Here is a 24371-nt window from a genome sequence, read left to right on the forward strand (position 1 = left end):
TCTGAGACAGAACACTAGCGATCAGTTTTCTTGTCAAATGGTACAGAACTACGTACAATGAAATCTGGGTGAAGTATAAAAGCCTGTTCACAGGCATGAGATAGGGGTTGAAATGAACATCCTGACTTTTAGCGAGGCTCGAGCCAGCTTTAAGCAGGCTCTTGATACGGTGTGCAGAGATCATGAACCGACCATCATCACGCGGCAGCGGGGTGAGCACGTGGTGATGATTTCGCTGGACGACTACAATAGCATTCAGGAAACCCTGCATCTGCTGGGGACACCGACGAATGCTGAACGCCTGCGCCGTTCGATTGCCGAGTTTAAGGCCGGCAAGACCTTCGAAAAGGACTTGCTGAACGATGACGCAACAAAAGAAAACAAAAAACAAAGCCGCAGCAGTAAATAGATGCAAGGTCGCGTGGAGTTCAGACGGGTGGGACGACTATCTGTATTGGCAGGCACACGATCGCGCAATCGTGAAGGAGATCAATGGTCTTATTGAGGAGATAGCGCGCGATCCCTTCAAAGGAACCGGTAAGCCCGAACCCCTGAAAGGCGATCTGACGGGATTCTGGTCGCGCCGCATCACGAAGGCTGACCGTCTTGTGTATATCGTGCAGGACGGAATCATCTACGTGATGCAGTGCCGGTTTCATTACTGAGGCTTACTGATTACCCTCCGAACGCACCGGAAACGGTGCTTTTTGTTTGCGCGAATCGAATCGTGGAGAAACAAAAAAGCCGCGTGACACAAGGTTCACGCGGCTTCGACAAACGCTTTGAAGTAGACCCTACGCCTTCACGCCGCCCTCCTCATCCTGCTCACGAAAAACCTTGTCAGCAAGATGGAACGCCGAATTCGCCGCCGGCACCCCGCAGTAGATAGCCGTCTGCAACAACACTTCCTTCACCTGATCCCGCGTCACGCCATTATTTCGCGCGGCACGCAGATGCAACGCGAGTTCCTCGCTCCGATTCAACGCAACCATCATCGCAATCGTCAGCAGGCTGCGCGTATGGCGCGGCAAGCCGTCGCGCGTCCAGATCTCGCCCCACGCATAGCGCGTGATGAAGTTCTGAAACTCTTCCGTCACTTCCGTGCGGTTCGCAATCGACCGGTCGACGTGTGCATCGCCCAGCACCGCGCGGCGCACGCCCATGCCCGCTTCGTAACGTTGTTCATCGTTCATCGCTGCCCCTTCAGGAAATCGAGTACGGTCTTCGTGAACGTGTCCGCCACTTCGATGTTCGAAATGTGCGATGCGTCCAGCTCGACGTAACGCGCACCCGAGATCGCCGCAGCCAGCTCGCGGCCTTGCGCGGGCGTCGCGGCCAGATCGTGCGTGCCGGAGATCACGAGCGCAGGCGCCTTGATGCCGTGCACTTCGGGGCGCAGGTCGGTTGCGTTGATGGCTTCGCAGTTCAACGCGTAGCCTTCCTTATCGGTATGCACGAACACATCGCGGATAAAGCCGAAGACGATCGGCTCGCGTGCGATGAATTCGGCCGTGAACCAGCGCGGCAGCACGGCATCCGACAACTCGAGCATGCCTTCGCTGCGAGCGCGCGCCGCGCGCGGCACCCACACTTCCGGCGAGCCGATGCGCGCAGCCGTGTTGCTCAGCACGATGTGATCGATGCGGTCCGCGTGGCACGCCGCGAGGCCGATGCCCGTAAGCCCGCCCATCGACACGCCGCAGAAATTCGCACGCGCGATCTTCAACGTGTCGAGCAGGCCGATCACGTCGCCCGTCAGATGCTCGATCGTGTACGGCCCCTTCGGCGCTTCCGAGTGGCCGTGGCCGCGCGTGTCGTAGCGCAGCACGCGAAAGTGCTTTGCGAACTCGGCGATTTGCGGGGTCCACATCGACAGGTCGCTGCCGAGCGAGTTCGACAGCACGAGCCACGGCGCGCTGCCGTGACGGTCGCCGTCGATCCGGTAATGAAGCTCGATGCCATTCACTGCGGCGTAGGGCATTCCTTTACTCCTGATGTTGTGTCACGCGTTCTTTGCGCGCGGTATGAAGAGCCAGCACGGCGTCCACGAAAGCGTGCGCGCTGCCGACGTAATGAGCGGGATCGAGCAGACGTTGCAGTTGCCCGACGGGCAAGTGTCGAGTGACGGACGCATCGGCGGCCAGCACGTCGAAGAGCGTCTTGCCGGACTTCACCGATTCCTTCGATGCCTGCTCGACGAGATGATGCGCATCGAGCCGGCCGATCTTGTCGCCGAGCGCGAGCATCACCGCTTCGCCGAGAATCAGGCCATGCGTCACGTCCAGGTTCTCCGCGAGCCGCTCGACGTTCACTTCGAGCCCCTTCGCGATCTGCTCGATGTTCGCGAGCGCACCGCCCGCGAGGCGCGCGAGATCGGGCAGCGCATCCCACTCGGCCTGCCAGCCGCCGAGCGCGCGCTCGTGCTCCTGGACCATGCCCGCAAACACCGTTGCGACCAGACCGGGCGCACGCGTCGCCGCCGTCAGCACGGCCGCGCAGCCGACGGGGTTGCGCTTGTGCGGCATCGTCGACGAACCGCCCTTGCCGGCCGCAACCGGCTCGCCGAGTTCGCCGAGTTCCGTCTGCATTTGCAATGAAATGTCGCGCGCGATCTTTCCGAGTGTGCCGATCAGCATGCCGAAGAACGCGGCCGTTTCGGCGATCCGATCGCGCTGCGTGTGCCACGGCACGGCGGGCATATCGAGTTTCAACTCTTTCGCCAACGCTTCGGCAACTGCGCCGCCCTTGTCGCGCAAGCTCGCGAGCGTGCCCGCCGCGCCGCCGAATTGCAGCACGAGCACGCGTTCGCGCAGCGCGTCGAGACGCTCGCGATGACGCAGCAGCGCATCGAGCCATTGCGCGAACTTCAGGCCAAGCGTGATGGGCAACGCCTGTTGCAGCCACGTGCGGCCGATCATCGGCGTCGCGCGATGCTGCCGTGCGAGGGCGGCGATCGCGTCGCATGTGGACGACAAAGCGCCGTCGAGCAGATCGAACGTATCGCGCAGTTGCAGCACGGTCGCCGTATCGATGATGTCCTGGCTCGTTGCGCCCCAATGGACGAACTTCGACGCTTCCGCGTCCGCGTCTTTCACGCGCGCGGTCAGCTGCTTGACGAGGGGAATCGCGAGATTGCCGCCGAGCGCGGCATCGCGTGCGAGCGCATCGGCGTCGAGCTTGTCCGCGTGACACGTCGCTTCGATCGCGGCGACGGCCGACTTCGGAATCACGCCATGCGCAGCCGATGCGCGCGCGAGCGCGGCTTCGACGTCGAGCATCCGCTGCAGCGTCGCGCGCGGCGACCAGATGTCGTTCATCGGCTGCGTGCCGCAGATCAGGATGGTCAGGCGGGCGCTGGCTTCTAGCATGATGATCAGTGCTTCGGGAGGAATGCGCGTCGATATTGCGCCTGAATGCAGCGCCTGAAAGCGCGCGGCATTCGGCTTCATTGTCGCCGAACGCCGCGCGGAGGTCACGCGCGCTGTCGCGCGCGTTTTTCCTTACGCGGTGGCCTGGCTTTGTGCGAGCCTCAAGCCGCGCGCGCCTGCTGCGTGCCGTCGATCAGCGCGACGCCCGTCAGCTTCTCCAGTTCCGCGAAGTCGATATCGGAGAAGATCTCGCGCACGACGAGGCCGTCCTTCGTCACGTCGATCATCGCGAGGTCCGTATAGATGCGGTCGACGCAGCCCACGCCCGTCACGGGATACGAGCACTCCGCGACGATCTTGCTTTCGCCCTGCTTCGTCAGATGCTCCATCATCACGAACACCTGCTTCGCGCCGATGGCCAGATCCATCGCGCCGCCCACGGCGGGAATCGCGTCGGGCGCGCCCGTGTGCCAGTTCGCGAGGTCGCCCTTCGACGACACCTGGAACGCACCGAGCACGCAGTAGTCGAGATGGCCGCCGCGCATCATCGCGAACGAATCGGAGTGGTGGAAGAACGCGCCGCCCGTCAGCAATGTGACGTGCTGCTTGCCGGCGTTGATCAGCTCATCGTCTTCCTCGCCTTTCGCGGGCGCCGGGCCCATGCCGAGCAGGCCGTTTTCGCTGTGCAGGAAAATTTCCTTGTTCGCGTCGAGGTGGTTCGCCACCAGCGTCGGCACGCCGATGCCGAGGTTCACATAAGCGCCTTCAGGAATGTCCTGAGCGACGCGCTTCGCCATTTCATCGCGGGTCAGTCGTTTCATGTCGGGTCTCCTTGCTTCAGGCGGCTTGCCCGGTTCGTTGCGAGGCGTGTACCGCTTGCGGCACTTCGACGACGCGCTGCACGAAGATGCCCGGCGTCACGATCACTTCGGGGTCGAGCGCGCCGAGCGGCACCACTTCCGACACCTGCACGATCGCCGTCTTCGCGGCGCTCGCCATGATCGGCCCGAAGTTGCGCGCGGTCTTGCGATAGACGAGGTTGCCCCAGCGGTCGCCCTTGTAAGCCTTGATCAACGCGAAGTCGGCGTGCAGCGGCGACTCCAGCACGTAGTGCTTGCCGTCGATCACGCGCGTTTCCTTGCCTTCGGCGAGCTTCGTGCCGTAGCCCGTCGGCGTGAAGAAGCCGCCGATGCCCGCGCCCGCCGCGCGGATGCGCTCGGCCAGATTGCCTTGCGGCACGAGTTCCAGTTCGATTTCACCGGCGCGATAGAGCGCGTCGAACACATACGAGTCGGTCTGACGCGGGAACGAGCAGATGATCTTGCGCACGCGCTTCGCGTTGAGCAGCGCCGCGAGGCCCGTGTCGCCGTTGCCGGCGTTGTTGTTGACGATCGTAAGTTCTTTCGCGCCCTGTTCGATGAGCGCGTCGATCAGCTCGGAAGGCATGCCGGCCGTCCCGAAGCCGCCGATCATGACGGTCGCGCCGTCATGCACGTCGGCGACCGCCGACTGGAGTGACTCGAAAATCTTGTTGATCATGTCGAATTTCCTCTGGAACGCGTCGTTCCGCGCGCCGTGTGATCCGCCGACCGCTCGACGGAATTATGCGCCGGACGGTCTCCACGCCCGCTTTCGTCCTTCATGGCCCTGCTGACGGCATGCAGACCTGCTGCAGGCCGCATGAGTTTGGTCCGCCTTCCGCTTGTATTTCGCATTGAACCCAAAAAGTTCTTTATACGAACACAGTTTCGTTTAGCGAACGTACCGGCGCATTATGGTTTGCGCCCGCGTCTCTTGTCAAGGCAACGGATTCGTGGTTTGCCCTACGCGGGCGTTGCGTGGGCTTGGGTCCTGATGCACCCGGCCATCTCGAAACGCGAATCCCGCATCATTCTCCGCCAGCATCCGCGAGGCCGCATCGGAACGCGCCGGGTCGCCGTCGGCGCTTTCCCTGATATGCGGCAGCGCGATTGCCAGGCTACGTTGTATACGTTTTATCGATAATATGCGTGCCATTGCAAAGCCCGCGCCCCCAGCATGGCAGAACTCGATCTCAACCTGATTCCCTACCTCGTCGCGCTCGAAGACATGCGCAACGTGAGCCGCGCCGCCGAACGTCTCGGCGTAAGCCAGCCGCGCGTGAGCACCGCGCTCGGCCGGCTGCGCGAGTACTTCAACGATCCTTTGTTCGTGCGCACGTCGCGCGGCATGGAGCCGACGCCGCGCGCGCTCGCATTGATTCCCGCCGCTCGCGAGGCGCTCGCGCGCATCGAAAAAGGCATGCTCGAAACGCAGGACTTCGATCCTGCGACATCGACGCATACCTTCTCGCTCGCGCTGTCCGATGTCGGCGAAATCGTGTTTCTGCCGCGTCTGTTGCAGCTTTTCGCCGAGCGCGCGCCGCATGCGAATCTGCGCTCGGTATCGCTGCCGCCCGCGCTGGTGGAGCGCGGTCTGGAATCGGGCGACATCGATCTGGCCGTCGGCTATTTTCCGGATCTGTCCGGCAACAACTTCTTCCAGCAGCGGCTCTTCACGCACCGCTTCATCTGCCTGCTGCGCAGCGATCATCCGCTGGCGGGCGCGCCGCTCACGCTCGAGCAGTTCGTCGGCCTCGGGCACGCCGTCGTGCGCGCCGAAGGACGCAGCCAGGAAGTGCTCGAACGGTATCTGGAGAAAAAGCGCATTCGCCGCCGCGCGGTGCTGGAGACGCCGCACTTCATGAGCCTGCCGTTCATCCTCGCGCGCAGCGATCTCGTCGCGACGGTGCCGCACGCGATCGGCTTCGCCTACGTGTCGGAACATGCGTCGATCACGCTGGTCGAACCGCCTTTGCCGTTGCCCCGCTTCGACTTGCGCCAGCACTGGCATCGCAAGTTCCACAACGATCCGCGCGCGAGCTGGCTGCGCGGCGTCGTCGCGGAGCTGTTCAACGATGCGAAGGACGAGTGGCCGAAGTAGCGCGTCGGAGTAGCGCGCCCCGATCACGCGCATATCCATGTAGGGCGTGGGGTCGCGAAACATGGAACAATGCCCCAACGTGCGATTCGCGTTTTACTGGAACTGGAGCGAGGGATGACTACGAAGACAAATACACCCGCCGACACACCCAACCGTCCGTCCCGCGACGAAGCCGAAGAAGCCGTGCGCGTGCTGCTGCGCTGGGCCGGCGACGATCCGCGGCGCGAAGGGCTGATCGATACGCCGTCGCGCGTCGTGCGTGCGTATGAGGAATTTTTCGCGGGCTACGACGTCGAGCCGCGCGACATTCTGGCCCGCACGTTTTCCGAAGTGGACGGCTACGACGAAATGATCGTGCTGAAGGACATCCGCTTCGAGAGCTATTGCGAGCATCACATGGTGCCCATCATCGGGCGCGCGCATGTCGCCTATTTGCCTGAGCATCGCGTGGTTGGCATTTCGAAGCTCGCGCGGCTCGTCGATGCGTTCGCCAAGCGTCTGCAGATTCAGGAAAAGATGACCGTGCAGATCGCCGATACGCTCAACGAAGTATTGCAGCCGAAGGGTGTCGGCGTGATTCTCGAAGCGTCGCATCAATGCATGTCGACGCGCGGCGTGCACAAGGCGGGCGTGGAGATGGTCACGTCGCGCATGCTCGGCACATTCCGCTCGGACCCATCGACGCGCCGCGAGTTTCTGTCGATCGTCAATAGCCCGACTTCAATGAGCGTGGCGAATACCTGAGCGGCTCGCAAAACCCGTTCTTTCTGACCCGCATTCAGACGCGCCGCCGGGTCGGAACGCAGCATCGAGCCGCCAACCCTAACCCGCCGCGCGTCGCGCGCCCATCTGCCGGCCTTGCCCAAACGTCGCGAGCAACATGGCCGCGAGCACGCACGCGACGCCCATCAATTGCGCTCGGCTGATCGGCTCGTGCAGCACGCCGGCCGCAAGGGCAAGCGTCGATACAGGCACGAGCGCCGTCACGAGCCCCGCCTCTGCGCCGCTCACGCGCGCCGCGCCCGCGTACCACAGCACGAAGCCCAGCACCGTCGGCACGAGCGCGTAATAGACGACGCCCGCGAGCGCCGCCATCAGGTTCGCGTCGAGCGGCAGGCGCCACGGCGCTTCGAAGCATGCGGGCACGATGGCGACGAGAAAGCCGATCCCGCTCATCAGCGCCGACAGCGGCAGCGCGGCGACAGGTGTGCGCAGCTTGCGGTTGAGCAGAATGAAAAGCGCCTCGCAGACGACGGCCGCGAACACCAGCGCGTTGCCCGCCAGAGAATGCGCGCCGTGCGACGCCGTCAGATCGTCGGGCCGCACGGTGCAGGCGAGCACGCCGCCTGTAGCGAGCGCAATCGCGCCAAGCAGCGCGGGCGACGGCCGCTCGCCGAGCGCCAGGGCGGCCACGACCGCCGACACGGCCGGCAACGTGCCCGCGATCACGCCCGCATCGGCGGCCGAAGCGAGCCGCATCCCGCCGATCAGGCACACCGTATAGCCGACGCTCCCGGCTCCCGCCTGGGCGATCGCGAGCCACCTGTCGTGCGCATCGAGCTTGGGCCACGGAAGCTTCCGCACGCGCATCATCGCGACGAAAACCGGCAACGCGATCGCGAAGCGCAGCGCGGTCGCCGAGAACGGCGGCAAGCCGCCCGCAATCGCCTTGCTGACGACGACCGTGCTGCCCACGCCGATCATCGCGAGCGCGCAAAAGAAGTAACCGACATAACGCGCATGCATGGCGCGCCTCCTCATATCAAACGATGCGAGGAGCGTATTGCGCACACGAATGCGCAGTCTTGAACGTTATTGCAGAGCCCTATGCAAAACGGCCGCGCGAGTCAGCGGACAGCACCCGCGTAGCTCGCGGGCGTGATGCCGAGGAGCCGGACGAATGCGCGCGTCATGTGGCTCTGGTCCGAGAAACCGGCGCAGGCCGCGGCATCCGCGAGCGCCGTCCCGCTGGCGATGAGCCGCCGCGCGAGCGCCACGCGACGCTGCATCCGGTACGCGTGCGGCGGCAAGCCGACTTCATGCGCGAAGCTGCGCAACAACTGGAAGCGGCTCATGCCCGCTTCGGCGGCGAGGTCAGCGAGCGTCGCAGACGACGCGGGATCGTCGTCGATGCGGCTTCTTGCTCGCACGATCGGGCCGATGTGTTCGCGTTCAGGCGTGAGCGGCGTCGCGTGATGCCGACCCACGTGCGCAAAAAGCGCGAGCAGCGCTTCTTCGCACGCAAGGTCATCGAAGCCCGCTCGTTCATTCGCCGCGCTCACCGCGACCGAGTACAGACGCGTGAAGCACGCGGACAATTGCGGATCGTTCAGCACGGGCCGCGTCAGTTCCACTTCGCGCACGGGCGCATGCGCGCATTCGGCGAGCGTCGCGTACACGAGCGACGGCTCGAAGTACAGCATGCGCCACGCGCGTCCGTGTTCGTCGAGCGGACTGCCGTCGTGCACTTCGCCGGGATTGACCGTGATGACGTCTTTCGCGCGCGCTTCGACAGGCCCGCGCCCGCTTGCCGAACGCTGACCGCCCGCGACGACGACGCCGATGCCGAAGCGATCATGCGAATGACGCGCGAACGCATGCGTCGTGTGCGCGGCCGTCGCTTCGACGCCGTCGAGCGCACAACGCAGCATCTGAACGCGTCCACGCGGCTTCATCGTTTCATTCGCTTGTCATTCGCTCATATCGAACGGACGCGTTTCGAGTGGCGCCATCAATCGTGCGATCGAACATTCGTGCATCACCGCCGCCCTTCGTCGTTGCGCGTGCGCTCGCCTTCGCGGATCTTGCCTTGCGACACGCTGCTGCCAGGCGGCACGCTATGCGTAAGCCACACGTTGCCGCCGATCACCGAGCCCCGTCCGATCGTCACGCGGCCGAGAATCGTCGCGCCGGCATAGATCACGACGTCGTCTTCGACGATCGGATGGCGCGCGTTGCCCTTCACGAGCGTGCCGTCTTCATCTGCGGCAAAGCTTTTCGCGCCGAGCGTGACCGCCTGATAGAGGCGCACGCGCTCGCCGATGATCGCCGTTTCGCCGATCACGACGCCCGTGCCGTGATCGATGAAAAAGCTCGGGCCAATCTGCGCGCCGGGGTGAATATCGATGCCCGTCGCCGAATGCGCGATCTCGTTGATGAAGCGAGCGAGCAGCGGCACGCCGAGCCGATGCAGCGCGTGCGCGAGCCGATGATGCGTCATCGCCCAGACGCCCGGATAGCACAGCAGGATCTCGGTGATGTGCTGCGCGGCGGGGTCGCCAATGTAGGCAGCCTGAATATCGCTGACGAGCAGCGCGCGGATGGCGGGCAACTGCTTGCCGAAATCGCGCGCGACATTGAAGGCGCGCGCGCTCAGTTCGGCGTCCGTGGTCTCGGCGTGCTCGGGCAGAAAGCGCAGCGCGCGGCGGATCTGTTCGGACAGCAGCCGCAACGTGCTTTCGAGCGTATGACCGACGTAGTAATCGACGCTTTCGTCGGTCAGATCGGGCGCGCCGTAGTGCGTCGGAAAAAGCGCGGCGCGCAATCCGCCGACGATGTTGATCACGGCATCGCGCGAAGGCAGTTCGCGAATGCCGCGCGGATGACGCGTGCGATGCAGCTCTTCACGCGACGCGCGCAAATCGGCGACGATCTGTTCGAGGCCCCAGTTGTGAGAAGAAACATTTGACATGGCGACAACATCGTTCGCGCACGAGGCGCGATTAGAGTGAACTGTCCCCAGAGATTACCGCGTTTCGCCGCATGCCGTGCGGCCCTCGTGCGCTTTGCATACGGCACGCGTGATGCTGTGCGCGTCGCGTCATGCGTGGCATTGCGCAGCAAGTGATGTGCTAAAGGGCGTGCAATACAGCGTGCTTATACGGTCATGCTGCTCGCGTCGATCCAGCGCACGGCCCAGTCGCGCGCGTGCGCAATAGCAGCGGCTTCGTCGGCGAAACGGAGGTCAGTTGGGAAGAAACGGTTGGCGACCAGTTCACCATCGCTCGAACGCGACACGACGACATACGGTTGCCATGTTCCATCGCCCGCGCGCGCCGGCGCGCAATTAAGCAAGTAGCCACGATGTGTGAATGCAGCATCAACGTGCATGAGTCACCCGCCCCTGACTGCCCCATAGATGGTCCTTATGGTTCTCTCACGAGTGCAGGTGCCGTGGGCTGAAACAGTCCGCGAGGTCGCCGCGGTCATGCAGGGTGTTGCTGCGCTCGTCGAACAAGAATCATACTCTGTAGAAATTGGACGTCCACGAAAAAATTAGCAAAAAATTGCCGGTCGCCCGAACGGCCGTCACGCGTAGTTCGACAGGTAATCGTACGCTCACGCGGAACGGGATTTGCTCCTATCCTATGTTTGGGACCACAAGCAAAGGAGGACACAAAATGAGCCTCAATACACGCCCGGTGCCCGCGACGCAGTCCGGAACCGCGCTGGCGCGCAGCGCCGAAATGCATAACGATCGCACGCACGACAGCACTGTCGATACCGACAGCAAGAATCACGAAGCTGCGCGCATCGCGGGCCATGGGCCCATCGGCCCCGACGAGATCACGACGAGCAACGCAACGCTCGTCAACAGCGTGCCCGACGATCCGTTAGCGGAGCTGGCGGGATTCGATAGCCGTATCGGCGGCAACCATCTGCTGCTCGCACTGGAGCCGGGTTATCACGTGATCGACAAGGGCATGATCGCGCCCGCGACGGTCGAGCGTTTCGACGACCGCTTCCACCAGTCGTATTCGCTTACTGGCGATCAGTTGCGCGGACGCGTGCACTTCGCGCTCAACCATCAACGGCCGACGCGCGTCATCGAACTCGAACGCGACGAGTGAGCGTCGTTTCGCGTGACGCGTCAATCCGTTGACGCGTCACGCACGTTCACGAGCTTTCGCGCATTTTTCGCGTTTGCGTTTCAATCGCGCGTTAGCCGCCATGTGGCGTTCGTCTGTGCGATGGCGAACGTTTGCGTGCTCTCGCACAACTCCATCGCGTTTCGTTTCGCTACGCATACGCACACGTGCGATTCGAAACCGCTGGTTTCATGACCTCGTCGCTTACACGCCTTTTTCGGCGGCGTTGCAGTCCGCATAATCGGTGCATCTTCTTGACCTCACGGAGCAGCACATGAGCAAAGTCGTTGTGATCGGCGCAACGGGTACGCTGGGCCAGGCCGTCGCCGCCGCATTGAAAGCGCGTCACGAAGTGATCGAAGTGGGCGCGACGCGTGGCGCGCATCGCGTCGACAGCACGGACCCGGCGAGTATCGAACGGCTGTTTCAGGAAATCGGCAACGTCGATGCCGTGGTCACGGCGACCGGCAAAGTCCATTTCGGGCCCTTGACCGAGATGACGATCGAGCAGTTCTGGATCGGCCTGCGCGACAAGCTGATGGGACAGATCAATTTCGTGCTCGCCGCGCAAAAGTACGTGAACGACGGCGGATCGTTCACGCTGACGAGCGGCATTCTCGCCGACGAGCCGATCAGCCAGGGCGTCAGCGCGACCACCGTAAACCTCGCGCTCGAAGGCTTCGTGCGAGGCGCGGCGATCGAGCTGCCGCGCGGCATCCGCATCAACGTCGTCAGTCCGACTGTGCTGACGGAATCGATGGAAAGCTATGCGCCGTTCTTCCGCGGCTTCGAACCCGTCGACGCAAGCAAGGCCGCGCAGGGCTATCTGCGCAGCGTCGAGGGCGCGCAGACGGGACGGGTTTATCGCGTAGGCGGCTAATGAGCCATTGAGCGCTGGCCATCGAGTTGGGCCTATTGCACGTGGGCCAACGCGCGCCGCGCTGACGCGTGCGGGCAAGCGGGCGCGCCTACGCCCGCTGCTCCTTGACGCGCGACACGATCTGCGTCGGGCTCACGAACTGCAGCGCGATCAACACCCAGATCAGCGTAATCGCCATATAGATCATCGCCATCGCGTCGATCGATTGCGGTGCGCGCACGCCCGTCGAAAACACCGCGTAATACAACGCGACGACGAGCGTTTGCGTCGACGGCCCAGCTGTGAAGAACGTCAGCTCGAACATGCCGATCGTGCGCACCAGCACCAGCAGACCCGCCGCGAGCATGCCGGGCACCAGCAACGGCAGCAGCACATAGCGGAAATAGCGGAACGTGTTCGCGCCGAAAATGCGCGCCGCCGATTCCAGATTCGGATCGATCTGCTCGATGAACGGTGTCATCACGAGAATGACGAACGGCAGCGCGGGCACGAGGTTCGCGAGGATCACACCGGCGAGCGTGCCCGCGAGCCCGACCTTGTACATCACCGTCGCCATCGGAATGCCGTACGTGACGGGCGGCACCATCAGCGGCAGCAGGAACACGAGCATCGCGAAACGCTTGCCGCGAAACTGCACGCGTGCGAGCGCATACGCGGCGGGCACGCCGAGCAGGATCGACAGCAGCACCACCGCGCCGACCACTTCGACCGTCACCCACAGCACGGCCGCCAGCTGGAAGTCACTCCACGCCTGCGCGTACCAGTGCAGCGTGAAGCCCTGCGGCAGCAGCGTGCCGAACCAGCGCGTCGCGATCGAGTTGACGGCGACCGTCGCGATCAGCAATACGATGTTCAGCAGAAAGAAAATCATCGCGCCCCAGACGAGCGCCTTGTACACGCGGTCGCGCAGACTGACGTACGGTTTCATCGACTTCACCGTTTGCCCTTGCGGCGTGGCGGGCCACGGATGCGCGACTTGACGATCGGTTGCCATCAGCCCTTACCTCCCGTCGCCGGTCCGCTGTAGAAGAAGCGGCGCGCGCCCAGCATCGCGGCGACGATCACCAGTTGCACGAATCCCATCACGATCGCGATCGCCGAAGCTAGCGAGTAGTCGTAGTTTTCGAACGCGGCCTCGGCGGCGGCGATCGACATTACGCGGGTCGGCCCGGCCGGCGCACCGAGCAGCACCGCCGACGGAAACACCGAGAACGCCTGCACGAACGACAGGCACGCCGCCATCGTCAGCCCCGGCACCAGCAGCGGCAGATAGATCTGCCGGAACTGTTGCCACGGATTCGCGCCGAGCGTCGCGGCGGCGCTCGCGAGCGTCGGATCGATGCCCGTCACGTACGACAGCGTCAGCAGAAACGCGAACGGAAAGCCGGATACGATCAGCGAGATCAGTACGCCCCAGAAGTTGTGCGTGAGGCGCACTTCGTCGCTGTAGAGATGCAGCCCTTGCAGCGCCTGCGGAAACCAGCCGTTCGGACCGAAGTATGTGAGCATGCCGTCGGCGATCAGCACGGTGCCGAGTGTGATGGGAATCACGAGCAGCGTCGTCACGAACTTCTGATAAGGCGACGGACGGCGCAGCGCAAACGCGACGGGCACCGACACGCCGACATTGATCAGCGTCGCGGGCACGGCGAGCTTCAGCGTGACGAGGATGGTCGGCCACATCGACGTGTCACTGAAGAACTTCGCGTAGTTCGCCCACATTCCGCCGCCTTCCATCGGACTGAACGACAGCGCGAGCCCGTAGGCGAACGGATAGACGAAGAGCGCAAGGATGAACAGCAAGGCTGGCGACACGAGCCACGCCTTGCGATCGCGCGGCGCGACGAGCGCTCGCGAAGCGGCGGACGTCACCGTGCTCATGTCGGTTCTCCGTCGTAGACGAGCGTGCGCGTCGGCGGCACGCGCAGCGTGATGCGCTCGCCCTCGGTGAATTCGCCCGCGACGCGCGCCCACAGTTCGCCGAATGCGCTCTTCACGCGAATCAGCGAATCGCGGCCGCCGTACTCGACGGTCGTCACCTGCGCGTCAAACGCGTTCTCCGAACCGGGCGCGGCGCGCTCCATGTCCTCGGGACGCAGCGCAACGGCGACGCGCTTGCTGCTGAAGCCGTCCATCGCCATGCCGACGAGGCGCACGCCGTTCGCCTCCACGGCCACGCCTTCGCCCTGCGTGCCTTCGAGCGTGAACGGCAGCACGTTGCGATAGCCCATGAAACGCGCGACGTGCAGATTCTTCGGACGTCCGTAGACTTCCTTCGGCGTCGCGACCTGCTGCACAACGCCCTCTCTCATCACGACGATGCGGTCGGCCATCGACAGCGCTTCGTCCTGATCGTGCGTCACGTAGATGGTCGCGCGATCCAGTTGCGTGTGAATGCGGCGAATCTCGGCGCGCATTTCGATGCGCAGCTTCGTGTCGAGATTCGACAGCGGCTCGTCCATCAGAATGAGCGGCGGCTCGATCACGATCGCGCGCGCAATCGCGACGCGCTGCTGCTGGCCGCCCGACAGCTGGCCCGGCAGCTTCTTCTCGTGGCCGACCAGTTGCACGAGTTGCAGCGCTTCTCGCGCGCGCTTCGCCGTTTCCGCCTTCGCTACGCCGCGCATCTTCAGACCGAAGCCGACGTTGTCGAGCACCGACATATGCGGAAACAGCGCGTAGTTCTGGAACACCATGCCGAAGCCGCGCTTTTCGGGCGGCAGCACGTCGATACGTTTTTCGTCGAGCCAGATGCCGCCGCCCGACAGCGGCTGCAAGCCCGCGATGCAGTTGAGCGCCGTCGACTTGCCGCAGCCCGACGGTCCCAGCAATGCGATGAATTCGCCGCGGCGGATGTTCAGATCGAGACCCTGCAACGCGGCCACCGGCTGCCCTTCGGCATTGACGAAATTGCGGCAGACGGACTCGAGGCGCAACTGCTCAAATTGATGCTTCATGGTCGCTTCCCTACGATGTTGCATGACAGCGCCGCAAAGCACGGAGTGCTCGCGGCCTGCCGTCACAATCGCCGATGCGCGCAACACGCGCACAAGATGCACGATACGCGCGCACCGGCTGCCCCACCTGATGCGGTGATGGGTACGCTATCGGGTCTTATTTCGTCTTCTGCGCGCCGACTTCGCGGTCCCACTTCTGGAACGCCGCCACCATCGTGGCCGCGCTCAACGGCAGAACGTGCGGACGATCGGCGAGCAGCTTCGCGTATTCCGGACGGCCGAATTTCTTCAGCACTTCCTGGCTGTGCTCCGGCGCCTGCGCTTCCGTCACGCCCTTGATGGCCGGGCCCGGATAGAAGTAGCCGTCGTCATAGGTCATCGCCTGCTGCGCGGGCTCCAGCATGAAGTTCATCAGCTTGTAGAGCACGTCGAGCTTTTCCTTCGGCACGCCCTTCGGAATCACCATGTAGTGCGCGTCGTTCACCCACGTCATGTTGTCGAACGCCTGCACCTTGAATTCGGCCGGCACGATGCCGAGCGCGCGCGGGTTGATGTCCCAGCCCGTCACCGTGACGGTCATGTCGCGCGTGCCTTCGCCCAGTTCCTTCATCACGGCCGACGTGCCGCCCGGATAGTAAGGAATGCAGTCGTTCAGTTGCTTGAGGAACGCCCACGTCTTGTCCCAGCCGTTGACAGGATCTTTCGGGTCTTTATCGCCGAGCACATACGGCAGACCCATCAGGAACGTGCGGCCCGGGCCGGAATTTGCCGGACGCGCGTAGATCAGCTTGTTCGGATGCGCCTTGCACCACTGGAGCAGTTGCTCGGGCGTCTTCGGCGGATCGCTGACCTTGGCGGGGTTGTATTCGATCAGCGGACCGGCCGGCATGTACGCGACTTCGACACCGTAACCTTGCGCGATGTCCTGCATCTTGCGCGGACCCGGCGCGTACTTGTCGAGCACGCCGGGCAGCGCGTTCTGGTCGGGCAGCAGCTTGATCCACAGGTTCTGTTCGATGCCGGCCGCGAGCGCATCGGTGCCCGTCAGCACGAGATCGATGTCCGAGCGGCCGGCCGCCTGCATCGCCTTGATCTTGCCGGGCAATTGCGGCGCGGGCGCGTTCGTGTACGTGATGTTGGAGACGAGATTCGGGTATTTGGCCTTGAAGGCTTCGAAACCCTTTTGCGTCAATTGAAGATCGCCGGCGACGTCGACGATGTTGAGCGTGACGGCATCGGCCGCTCGCGCCGTTTGTGTGAACCCAGCGACTGCGGCACCGACAGCCACGCACAGACCTGCCAACTTCACTGACAACCTGCCAGAAAAAGCCATTTCGTCTCCTCGCCTCTTGGTATGGAACGTCCGCCGACCGGAATGCGGCGGTGACGTACTACGGGCTGCTAGTCAGTGAAACATAACGAAGGCGCGGGCATGATGTCAAGCAAATTCTGCCCGGGGCCGTTCGCGGCAAGGCAGGCTTACAGAATCTTCAAATCCTTTTGTGACAACGATTTCAGCCGGATTAGCAAGCCTGGCCATGCATCATAGGGAGAACACTGACGCGTAACTTGTTAGGCAACTTTGAACAATCGGCCAGTCGTCGTGCTGGACGCGCGTGTTGCGTCAGCCGCCGCGCACGCCTTGCGTGTTCACGTACAGCGAATAGAGACCGTGGCTCGCGGCCATGAAGAGCCGGTTGCGATGCCGGCCGCCGAAGCACACGTTCGCGCAACGTTCCGGCAGCGCGATGTGCCCGAGCGCTTCGCCTTGCGGCGAGAACACCCGCACGCCGTCGAGCTCTTCGGTGCCCATGCCCCAGCCGCACCACAGGTTGCCGTGGATGTCGACGCGAAAGCCGTCCGGCGTGCCTTGCTGCGCGTCGATCAGCACGCGGTTGTTCGCGAGCGACCGGCCGTCGCCGACGACGTCGAACGCGCGGATCGTGCGCGGCTTCGAGCGCGACTCGACGATGTACAGCACCGACTCGTCCGGCGAGAACGCGAGCCCGTTCGGCCCGATCACTTCATCGCAGACCATCGCCACTTCGCCCGTCTGGCCGTCGACGCGATACACGTTCTGCGGCAACTCGGATTGCTGCTTTTCGCCTTCGTAGAAGCTGTCGATGCCGAACGACGGATCGGTAAACCAGATCGAGCCGTCCGACTTCACAACCACGTCGTTCGGCGAGTTGAAGCGCTTGCCCTGGTAGCGCTCGGCGATCACCGTGATCGAGCCGTCGTATTCGGTGCGCGTGACGCGCCGCGTCAGATGCTCGCAGGTGACGAGCCGCCCCTCGCGGTCGCGCGTGTTGCCGTTCGCGTTGTTCGACGGCCGGCGAAACGGCGTGACGGCCCCCGTCTCTTCGTCCCAGCGGAGGATGCGGTTGTTCGGAATGTCACTCCACAGGACGTAGCGGCCGTCGCCGAACCAGACGGGCCCTTCCGACCAGCGCGCGCCCTGGTACAGGCACTCGACGGAAGCCGATGCCAGGCGCAACGCGTCGAAGCGGGGATCGAAACTGCGGATGGAAGGATCGGGATAGCGTCGGTGATTGCTGGGTTCGGTCATGGCGCTGTCGGTGCGAACGCCGGGCGTCGAATGGAATCGACGCCCGGTATTCGGCGGTCTTTTTTTTCGAATTGATTGCTGTTGGATGCGGCCGCGCTTGCTCTTGCGCTTACGCTTGCGCAGGCTTGCCGTCGCGCAGACGCCAGAGCTTCAGCGGATTCTCGTCGCGCAGCGACTGCGGCAGCAGATCGGCGGGCAAATCCTGGTAGCAGACGGGACGCAGGAAACGCTCGATGGCCGTTGCGCCGACCGATGTCGCGCGCGAATCGGAGGTCGCCGGGTACGGGCCGCCATGCACCATCGCGTACGACACCTCGACCCCCGTCGGGAAGCCGTTCGCCAGAATGCGGCCGGCCTTGCGCTCGAGCGTCGGCAGCAGACGCCGCGCGATGTCGTAGTCGTCGGCTTCGAGGTGCAGCGTGGCCGTCAACTGGCCTTCGAGGTACTCGGCGACCTTCACCATTTCTTCGATGTCCGTGCAGGTCACGATCAGCGACGTCGGCCCGAAGATCTCGTCCTCCAGTTCCGTGGACGCGAGGAAGTGCATCGCTTCCGTCTGGAACAGCGCGGGCAACGCCGCGCATGTCGCATCCGACGAGGTGCCGCGCGCAATGCTCTGCACGCCGCGCTGCTCGGTGCGATGCGTGACGCCGTCCTGGTACGCGTTAGCGATGCCCGGCGTCAGCATGGTCTGCGCGCTCTTCTGCGCGAGCGCCTTCGCGGCGGCGTCGATGAATGCCTTCTTGTGCGGACCTTCGAGAAGCAGCACGAGACCGGGGTTCGTGCAGAACTGGCCGACGCCGAGCGTCACCGATTCGACGAAGCCCGTCGCGATCTGCTCCGCGCGCTTCGCGAGCGCGCCGGGCAGCACGAACATCGGATTGATGCTGCTCATTTCGGCGAACACGGGAATCGGTTCGCGGCGCTTCTGCGCGAGATTCACGAGCGCCAGGCCGCCGCTGCGCGAGCCCGTGAAGCCGACCGACCTGATCGCGGGATGCTGGACGAGCGCCTCGCCGACCTCGTTGCCCGCGCCGATCACGAGCGAAAACACGCCTTCGTGCAGGCCGCAGTCGGCGGCGGCTTTCTGGATCGCGCGGCCGACCAGCTCGGACGTCCCGAGATGCGCCGGATGCGCCTTCACGACGACAGGGCAACCCGCCGCGAACGCCGATGCCGTATCACCGCCCGCCACGGAAAATGCGAGCGGAAAATTGCTCGCGCCGAATACGGCGACGGGGCCCACAGGAATCTTCTGCATGCGCAAGTCGGGCCGCGGCAACGGCTTGCGGTCCGGCTGCGCGGAATCGAGCGTCGCGGTCAGCCAGCGGCCTTCGCGCACCAGCGATGCGAACAGCTTCAGTTGCCCCACGGTGCGCGCGCGCTCGCCTTCGAGCCGTGCCTTCGGCAGCGCGGATTCGGCCTGCGCGCGCTCGATCAGCGCATCGCCGAGCCCGAGAATGTTCTCAGCAATCGTCTCGATGAAATGCGCGCGCACTTCGAGCGACGTTTGACGATACGGGTCGAACGCGAGCGCGGCCAGCGCGCACGCGCGGTCCACCTCGACCGTGCCGCCCGCGCCGAATTCGGGTTCGATTTCCATGTTGCGCGCCGGGTCGAACGCGCGCAGCGTGCCTTTGGTGCCGCGCACCGCCGACCCGCCGATCAGCATGTCACCGGTAATCTGCATGTCCAGCTCCTGTCGATGGCCGCGCGACGCGGATCATGTCGCATCGCGCGGCCTGGAATCCAAATAGTGTGTGCGACGTCATGAATGGGCGGACGATTCCGCGAGTCGCCGCTCGAAGTCGAGCAAGGCCAGCGTCGCAGCTTCGATCTTCGCATGATGTTCGGGCGGCGTCGAACTCAGCAACGGCAGAACCGGCCCCATGTCCGCGAGCTTCGACAACGTCACCGCGTCGTGCAGCACGCGGATCAGCGAGATCTCGTCGCGCAAGGTTTCGAGCGGCATGAAGGCGTCGTAAAGACGCTGTGCTTCGTCGTCATCTGTCGATGTATTGGCGTTTTTCGCCTTCGCCGCGCGGAGCAAAGTCATCACCGCACGCGGCGCGATGCAGCCCGAGCCCGTCGTCCATGCGGCGAGACCGAATTGCCGCACATGCGCGAGCGCCGGCCGCTCGCCCATTCCTGAAATCACCCTCGCCGCACTCACGTTTTGCAGCAGCCGGCGAAGGTAGTCGTCACGTGATGGATCGTCGCGCACGATCGCGTACTTCACAGCAATGAGCGTGCCGCGGTCCACAAGCCGCGCGAGCGTATCGACGCTCACGTAGCTCTCGCTCTTGATGTACAGCGTGAGCGGGATGCCTGCGGTGTCGGCGATGCGCGTGAGCCCCGCCTCGACGCCCTCGGATGTCGTGAAGCCCGTCAAGGGCAGGACCATCGCGGTTCGGTACAGTGTCTGCGCGAGAATGCGCGCCTGGTCGAGCATCTTCCCGTAGTCGGGGCCGATGGCGGGAATTACACGCGTCGCGGGACCGGCGAGCGCCGCGAGCATATCCAGCAGCTCGCGATACTCGCTGACTGCAACGTGATACAGGTTCGCATTGCCGCCATAGAGAAGCGTACGCACCCCGCCCGTCTCGATGTGACGGATCAACTTGTGGTTTTCGGCCGGATCGAGCGTCAGATCGGCGCGGCGCGCAAGCGGCGGAACCGCCATGACACTGGCGGAATACTCGCTTTCGAGAATAGGGGACACGTTCATGGGGCGGCTCGCAGACGATCACGCGGGCAAGTTAGCATTGCGCCGCCAATGTTGTCAAACAACCTCGGGCCGCGCGGCGCTTCTGCGCGTTGTGCCTGGAAACGACTTTCATCACACGAATGAAGGCTTTCGCGCTGTTATCCGGGCGTCGATTTCGAAAAATTCTGGTATGACAACGTCTTGAAAATCACGGCCTGTTTGATTCAAACGTTTTGCAATCTATTCCGATTTAGAGGTCCTGCGTATTTAGTACCGATTCAATAATGTGCAAACGCCTTTCAAATGACGCACTTTAAAGAACGGCTGTTTGCCACGCCAGGAGCGGATTGCGCCACTTAATGCACTATTTCGCCAAGCCGGTTTAATCGACTATCCCGGCAAGCTTCCTTTTGGGGCAAAAATGAAGAAACTCGAAATCGGGTATCGCCATTTCGCATTAAAAAGCCAATAATGGTGATAAATTGATGTACACCAACATCAGGAGTATCCGCAGCATCGCCATGGCCAAAGCCCGCTCCGCTGCGAACCTCGAGAGATAGCACCTTGCCGCAACATTTCATTGAGCAGATGTCGCCTTTGCTGCAAGCGGAGAACGACGTCACCTGGTTCCGCGAAGTCGCTCGTCTCGCCGACGGGTGGGGCTTCGATCGCGTGCTGGTCGGGATTCTTCCGCGCCCGGGTATCCGGCTGGAGGACGCGTTCATTCGCAGCACGTACTCGCCGGCCTGGCGGCAGTTCTACAACGCGCATGGTTTCGCACACATCGATCCGACCGTTGCGCACTGCATGACACGCTCGTCACCGCTGATCTGGTCGCCTGACCTGTTCGCGACGTACCCGCAGCAAACGATGTACGAGGAAGCCCGCGCATATGGTCTGCGCGCGGGTGTGAGTCTGCCCATTCATGGGCCTAGACAGGAATCGGGCTTGATCTGCTTCGTGAACGATCGGAATCCGACCGACGAATTCTGGAGCCATCTCGATGTCGTGCTGCCAAACCTGGTGCTTTTGCGCGACCTGGTCATCGACACGAGCCAGCCCCATCTGGATGCTCACACGCAGGCGCTGGTGCCGAAGCTCACGCCGCGCGAGCAGGAATGTCTGAAATGGACCGCGCGCGGTAAGTCCACTTGGGAAATTTCGCACATTCTCAATTGTTCGGAAGCAGTGGTGAACTTCCATCTCAAGAACATTCGCGCGAAATTCGGCGTGAACTCACGGCGCGCTGCCGCCGTGATTGCGACGCAACTCGGCCTTATTGATCCAGGTTGATCAGCTCACGGGCTTCCGGGTTGTGGAGCACCTTCTCTGCCCTGCCCAGATCGCCGTCCGTGACCGTTTTCGTGAAGTACAGGCCCAGCAGGATCGATACGGGAGCCGGAATCTCCGCGCCCGATTCGAAGCGGCTGCCGCGCGACTGCGTCACGCCGAAGCGCGCCCAGAACTGACGCTGGCTCTCTTTCTTTTTCTTGCGGTACGCGATGATCAGCACGCGATCCACATTGGACGACGGCTCCGAACTACGGCTCTGGACGGTCGGTTGAACGTTTGCGTGAACACCCGATTGCCAATGATTTTGAAGTTCCATGATGTTTCCCCTGATGATTGGCTGCCTCGTCTCAATTTTGTGATCCCCGTGCCCACTTAACACCTATCCAGGTGAGTAGGTGTTTTTTTTATCCGAAATGCATACGTTTCCCTGCGTACCGCTATCACGTAAGGAGCACACCATGCATACCGCGATTCGGATTGGCACACGGCAAGAGTTCGACAACGACAACATCAACGAAATGTACCGGCTTCGCGCCCGCGTCTTCCGGGACAGGATGGGCTGGGATGTTCCGACCATCGCGGGGATGGAAATCGACGGCTATGACGCGCTCGGCCCGTACTACATGCTCATCCAGGACGGCGACCGGCGCGTCTGCGGCTGCTGGCGGCTGATGCCGACGGAAGGGCCGAACATGCTGAAGGACACGTTCCCGCAATTACTGGATGGTCAAGCGGCTCCACTTGGACGGCATATATGGGAATTGAGCCGATTTGCTATTGAAACGGACGGCGCGCAAACGTTTGGCTTCGCAGATTTGACGATGCACGCGATCCACGAACTGGTGACTTTCGCCGACCGGATGGGCATCACCCGTTACGTGACTGTGACGACCACGGCGATCGAACGGTTGCTGCGGCGCGCGGGCATCGAAGTCACGCGGCTCGGGCCGCCGGTGAAGATCGGCGTGGAGCGGACGATTGCGCTCGACATCACCGTCGACGCGATTCGCGTCGCCGTCTGCAAGCCGATGCCCGTCGCGGCCTGACGGACATACGCCGCCGAGCCGTTTCCGTATCGAACTCGAGGCGACGGCGGGACAGTCGCGATGCGCGCAGGCCCACGGTACGCCTCGCGCAACGCGACGCGTTCGGCCGCTTCGCTTGAGCCCGTCGCAAGGCACGCGGTGTGCCGGGCGGCCTGGCTAACCGCGACGAAAGGTGATGTGCGAGATCCGGCGCACGACGAACACGGCGGCCAGCGCGGCGCAGCCGGTCAGCACCACGCCGATGTGAATCGACTGCACGAGCACGTGACGCGCCGCGTCGAGCAGCGCGGGGCCTTCGAGCCCCGCGCGTTTCAGTTCCATCAGCAGCGAGTTGCGCAGGCTCTCGTCGACGAGAATGCGCGGATCGGCCAGCCTCGGCCGCCAGGCCGACGCGACCGGCTCGCCGAGCACGCGCAGCGAATCCTCCACGCCCGACGCGTAGCGCCGGTTCACGATCGTCGCGACGATGCTGGTGCCGAGCATGCCGCCCACCATGCGCGTCGACTGAAGCAGCGCGGTCGTGATGCCGAAGCGCTCGCGTCCCGCGATCTCCTGACCGAACACGTTCAGGTTGTTGAGAATGAAGCCGAGGCCGATGCCGACAGCGGCCATCGACAACTCGAGATACCGATGGGGCGTCGCGGGCGTGGCGAGCGCGATGCCGACCGACGCGGCCACGAGTAGGCCAAAGCCGATCGACAGAATCGCCGTGGGCCGCGACATGTGGATCACGACGCGCGTGTTGATCAGGCTGCCGAGCGCAATGCACGCGGCGATCGGCGTCGCGAGCAGGCCTGCCTGCTGCGGCGACAATCCGAAGCCGCCCTGCAGCAGGAGCGGCGCGAAAAAGATCAGCGAGAACATCACGAAGCCCGACAGCACCGACAGCGTGAAGAGCGTCACGAGCTGCGGGTCCCTGAAGAGGTCGAGCGGCACGATGGGATGCGTGGCGCGCCGCTCGCAGGCGAGCAGCGCCGCCGCGCACGCCGCCACCAGCGCGGAGAGGATCACGTTGCCCGTCGTCAGGCCGTCCTTCGGCACGGCCTCGATGAACGTCTGAAAGCCGCCCAGCACCAGCGCGACGAGCACGGCGCCCATCCAGTCGATGCGCACGTCGCCCGCGCGCTCGCGCCGGTAGTGCGGCAAATGCGCCCAGATGAAGTACAGCGCGAGCGCGCCGACGGGCAGATTCACGAGGAACGTCGAGCGCCAGCCGAAATGCTGGCTGAGCCAGCCGCCGAGCGATGGGCCCGCCGCCGTGCCGATCCCGTAGGCGGCCGCCATCACCACCTGCCAGCGCACGCGGGCGCGCGGATCGGGAAAGAGATCGGGGATCGACGCAAACGCTGTGCCGACCATCATCCCGCCGCCGACGCCCTGCAAGCCGCGCGCGAACACCAGAAACGGCATGCTGCCCGCGACGCCGCACAGCACCGACGCCACCGTGAACACGATCACGGCCGCGATCACGAAACGCTTGCGGCCAAAGTAGTCGCCGAGGCGTCCGAACACGGGCACCGTCACGACGGAAGCGAGCAGATAGGCGCTCGCGATCCACGCGTAATACTCGAAGCCGTGCAGTTCGACGACGATCGACGGCAATGCCGTGCTGACCACCGTCTGATCGAGCGCGACGAGCATGTTGACGAGACCGATGCCGAGCATCGCCAGCAGCGCGTCACGAAAAGGCAGCATTTGCATGGGGCCGGAGTTAGGCGCTGA

General features: G+C 63.7%; 26 protein-coding genes. 8 read left to right on the top strand and 18 right to left on the bottom strand.

Annotation, left to right across the window (positions count from 1 at the left end; translation table 11 throughout):
- The first annotated feature begins 112 nt into the window (after nucleotides 1–112).
- Both BN2476_RS31385 and BN2476_RS31390 read left to right on the top strand, forming a co-directional pair.
- On the top strand, nucleotides 113–409 hold the full coding sequence (locus tag BN2476_RS31385; protein WP_087738094.1) for a type II toxin-antitoxin system Phd/YefM family antitoxin: 297 nt from the start codon (nucleotides 113–115) through the stop codon (nucleotides 407–409).
- On the top strand, nucleotides 363–665 hold the full coding sequence (locus BN2476_RS31390; RefSeq protein ID WP_087738095.1) for a Txe/YoeB family addiction module toxin: 303 nt from the start codon (nucleotides 363–365) through the stop codon (nucleotides 663–665). Before BN2476_RS31385 ends, BN2476_RS31390 begins: the two co-directional genes overlap by 47 nt.
- Before the next feature lie 129 nt (nucleotides 666–794).
- Here BN2476_RS31390 and pcaC read toward each other — a convergent pair whose 3' ends face one another.
- The 5 genes from pcaC to BN2476_RS31415 form a co-directional block, all read right to left on the bottom strand.
- The gene (pcaC, locus tag BN2476_RS31395; protein ID WP_087738096.1) at nucleotides 795–1193 is read right to left on the bottom strand and encodes a 4-carboxymuconolactone decarboxylase; all 399 of its coding nucleotides are present in this window, start codon (nucleotides 1191–1193) and stop codon (nucleotides 795–797) included.
- Nucleotides 1190–1981, bottom strand: a complete 792-nt coding sequence (gene pcaD, locus BN2476_RS31400; RefSeq protein ID WP_087738097.1) for a 3-oxoadipate enol-lactonase — start codon at nucleotides 1979–1981, stop codon at nucleotides 1190–1192. Before pcaD ends, pcaC begins: the two co-directional genes overlap by 4 nt.
- Nucleotides 1982–1985: 4 nt before the next feature.
- Nucleotides 1986–3368, bottom strand: coding sequence for a 3-carboxy-cis,cis-muconate cycloisomerase (locus BN2476_RS31405; RefSeq protein WP_087738163.1), 1383 nt, complete (start codon nucleotides 3366–3368; stop codon nucleotides 1986–1988).
- 161 nt (nucleotides 3369–3529) lie between these two features.
- Nucleotides 3530–4189, bottom strand: coding sequence for a 3-oxoacid CoA-transferase subunit B (locus BN2476_RS31410; RefSeq protein WP_087738098.1), 660 nt, complete (start codon nucleotides 4187–4189; stop codon nucleotides 3530–3532).
- Nucleotides 4190–4205: 16 nt separating this feature from the next.
- The gene (locus BN2476_RS31415; protein ID WP_087738099.1) at nucleotides 4206–4907 is read right to left on the bottom strand and encodes a 3-oxoacid CoA-transferase subunit A; all 702 of its coding nucleotides are present in this window, start codon (nucleotides 4905–4907) and stop codon (nucleotides 4206–4208) included.
- 498 nt (nucleotides 4908–5405) lie between these two features.
- Between BN2476_RS31415 and BN2476_RS31420 the strand changes: the two genes are divergently transcribed.
- Both BN2476_RS31420 and folE read left to right on the top strand, forming a co-directional pair.
- Complete coding sequence (locus BN2476_RS31420) at nucleotides 5406–6329, top strand: LysR family transcriptional regulator (RefSeq protein WP_087738100.1); 924 nt, start codon at nucleotides 5406–5408, stop codon at nucleotides 6327–6329.
- A 114-nt stretch (nucleotides 6330–6443) separates the two neighbouring features.
- A complete protein-coding gene (folE, locus tag BN2476_RS31425; RefSeq protein WP_087738101.1) occupies nucleotides 6444–7073 on the top strand; it encodes a GTP cyclohydrolase I FolE in 630 nt (209 codons plus the stop codon).
- 78 nt (nucleotides 7074–7151) lie between these two features.
- On the opposite strand, the gene BN2476_RS31430 is transcribed toward folE, so the two are convergent.
- The 4 genes from BN2476_RS31430 to BN2476_RS31445 all read right to left on the bottom strand — a co-directional run bounded on the left by BN2476_RS31430 (nucleotide 7152) and on the right by BN2476_RS31445 (nucleotide 10439).
- The gene (locus tag BN2476_RS31430) at nucleotides 7152–8075 is read right to left on the bottom strand and encodes a DMT family transporter (protein ID WP_087738102.1); all 924 of its coding nucleotides are present in this window, start codon (nucleotides 8073–8075) and stop codon (nucleotides 7152–7154) included.
- 101 nt (nucleotides 8076–8176) lie between these two features.
- On the bottom strand, nucleotides 8177–9004 hold the full coding sequence (locus tag BN2476_RS31435; protein WP_087738103.1) for an AraC family transcriptional regulator: 828 nt from the start codon (nucleotides 9002–9004) through the stop codon (nucleotides 8177–8179).
- Nucleotides 9005–9087: 83 nt separating this feature from the next.
- The gene (gene epsC, locus BN2476_RS31440) at nucleotides 9088–10020 is read right to left on the bottom strand and encodes a serine O-acetyltransferase EpsC (RefSeq protein ID WP_087738104.1); all 933 of its coding nucleotides are present in this window, start codon (nucleotides 10018–10020) and stop codon (nucleotides 9088–9090) included.
- Between the two features lie 185 nt (nucleotides 10021–10205).
- Nucleotides 10206–10439, bottom strand: coding sequence for a hypothetical protein (locus tag BN2476_RS31445; protein ID WP_087738105.1), 234 nt, complete (start codon nucleotides 10437–10439; stop codon nucleotides 10206–10208).
- 290 nt (nucleotides 10440–10729) lie between these two features.
- Between BN2476_RS31445 and BN2476_RS31450 the strand changes: the two genes are divergently transcribed.
- Nucleotides 10730–11179, top strand: coding sequence for a DUF3005 domain-containing protein (locus tag BN2476_RS31450; RefSeq protein ID WP_087738106.1), 450 nt, complete (start codon nucleotides 10730–10732; stop codon nucleotides 11177–11179).
- A 292-nt stretch (nucleotides 11180–11471) separates the two neighbouring features.
- Nucleotides 11472–12077: a short chain dehydrogenase gene (locus BN2476_RS31460; protein WP_087738108.1), complete on the top strand. Its 606-nt coding sequence runs from the start codon at nucleotides 11472–11474 to the stop codon at nucleotides 12075–12077.
- Nucleotides 12078–12165: 88 nt separating this feature from the next.
- Here the strand turns inward: BN2476_RS31460 and BN2476_RS31465 are convergent, their stop codons facing one another.
- The 7 genes from BN2476_RS31465 to BN2476_RS31495 all read right to left on the bottom strand — a co-directional run bounded on the left by BN2476_RS31465 (nucleotide 12166) and on the right by BN2476_RS31495 (nucleotide 20331).
- A complete protein-coding gene (locus tag BN2476_RS31465) occupies nucleotides 12166–13071 on the bottom strand; it encodes an ABC transporter permease (protein ID WP_087738109.1) in 906 nt (301 codons plus the stop codon).
- Nucleotides 13071–13958 carry an ABC transporter permease gene (locus tag BN2476_RS31470; protein WP_087738110.1) on the bottom strand — a complete coding sequence of 296 codons (888 nt, stop codon included), beginning with the start codon at nucleotides 13956–13958 and terminating at the stop codon, nucleotides 13071–13073. The genes BN2476_RS31465 and BN2476_RS31470 overlap by 1 nt, the downstream gene beginning before the upstream one ends.
- Nucleotides 13955–15034 carry an ABC transporter ATP-binding protein gene (locus tag BN2476_RS31475; protein ID WP_087738164.1) on the bottom strand — a complete coding sequence of 360 codons (1080 nt, stop codon included), beginning with the start codon at nucleotides 15032–15034 and terminating at the stop codon, nucleotides 13955–13957. The genes BN2476_RS31470 and BN2476_RS31475 overlap by 4 nt, the downstream gene beginning before the upstream one ends.
- Before the next feature lie 157 nt (nucleotides 15035–15191).
- Nucleotides 15192–16367, bottom strand: a complete 1176-nt coding sequence (locus tag BN2476_RS31480) for an ABC transporter substrate-binding protein (RefSeq protein WP_087738111.1) — start codon at nucleotides 16365–16367, stop codon at nucleotides 15192–15194.
- 291 nt (nucleotides 16368–16658) lie between these two features.
- Nucleotides 16659–17603 carry an SMP-30/gluconolactonase/LRE family protein gene (locus BN2476_RS31485; RefSeq protein WP_087738112.1) on the bottom strand — a complete coding sequence of 315 codons (945 nt, stop codon included), beginning with the start codon at nucleotides 17601–17603 and terminating at the stop codon, nucleotides 16659–16661.
- A gap of 109 nt (nucleotides 17604–17712) precedes the next feature.
- Nucleotides 17713–19293 (bottom strand): aldehyde dehydrogenase (NADP(+)), encoded by a 1581-nt coding sequence (locus BN2476_RS31490; RefSeq protein WP_087738113.1) that lies wholly within the window; start codon nucleotides 19291–19293, stop codon nucleotides 17713–17715.
- A 78-nt stretch (nucleotides 19294–19371) separates the two neighbouring features.
- The gene (locus tag BN2476_RS31495) at nucleotides 19372–20331 is read right to left on the bottom strand and encodes a dihydrodipicolinate synthase family protein (protein WP_087738114.1); all 960 of its coding nucleotides are present in this window, start codon (nucleotides 20329–20331) and stop codon (nucleotides 19372–19374) included.
- A 567-nt stretch (nucleotides 20332–20898) separates the two neighbouring features.
- Here BN2476_RS31495 and BN2476_RS31500 point away from each other — a divergent pair.
- Nucleotides 20899–21603 carry a helix-turn-helix transcriptional regulator gene (locus tag BN2476_RS31500; RefSeq protein ID WP_162849276.1) on the top strand — a complete coding sequence of 235 codons (705 nt, stop codon included), beginning with the start codon at nucleotides 20899–20901 and terminating at the stop codon, nucleotides 21601–21603.
- Here BN2476_RS31500 and BN2476_RS31505 read toward each other — a convergent pair.
- Entirely contained in the window at nucleotides 21587–21919 is a 333-nt protein-coding gene (locus BN2476_RS31505) for a helix-turn-helix domain-containing protein (protein ID WP_087738116.1), read from the bottom strand. The two genes, BN2476_RS31500 and BN2476_RS31505, sit on opposite strands and share 17 nt — an antisense overlap.
- 142 nt (nucleotides 21920–22061) lie before the next feature.
- On the opposite strand from BN2476_RS31505, the gene BN2476_RS31510 reads away from it, so the two are divergent.
- Complete coding sequence (locus tag BN2476_RS31510) at nucleotides 22062–22649, top strand: acyl-homoserine-lactone synthase (protein ID WP_087738117.1); 588 nt, start codon at nucleotides 22062–22064, stop codon at nucleotides 22647–22649.
- 156 nt (nucleotides 22650–22805) lie between these two features.
- Here BN2476_RS31510 and BN2476_RS31515 read toward each other — a convergent pair whose 3' ends face one another.
- The gene (locus BN2476_RS31515; RefSeq protein WP_087738165.1) at nucleotides 22806–24314 is read right to left on the bottom strand and encodes an MFS transporter; all 1509 of its coding nucleotides are present in this window, start codon (nucleotides 24312–24314) and stop codon (nucleotides 22806–22808) included.
- Nucleotides 24315–24371: the final 57 nt, after the last annotated feature.

Origin of the sequence: Paraburkholderia piptadeniae (assembly GCF_900007165.1) — a bacterium.
GTDB lineage: Bacteria > Pseudomonadota > Gammaproteobacteria > Burkholderiales > Burkholderiaceae > Paraburkholderia > Paraburkholderia piptadeniae.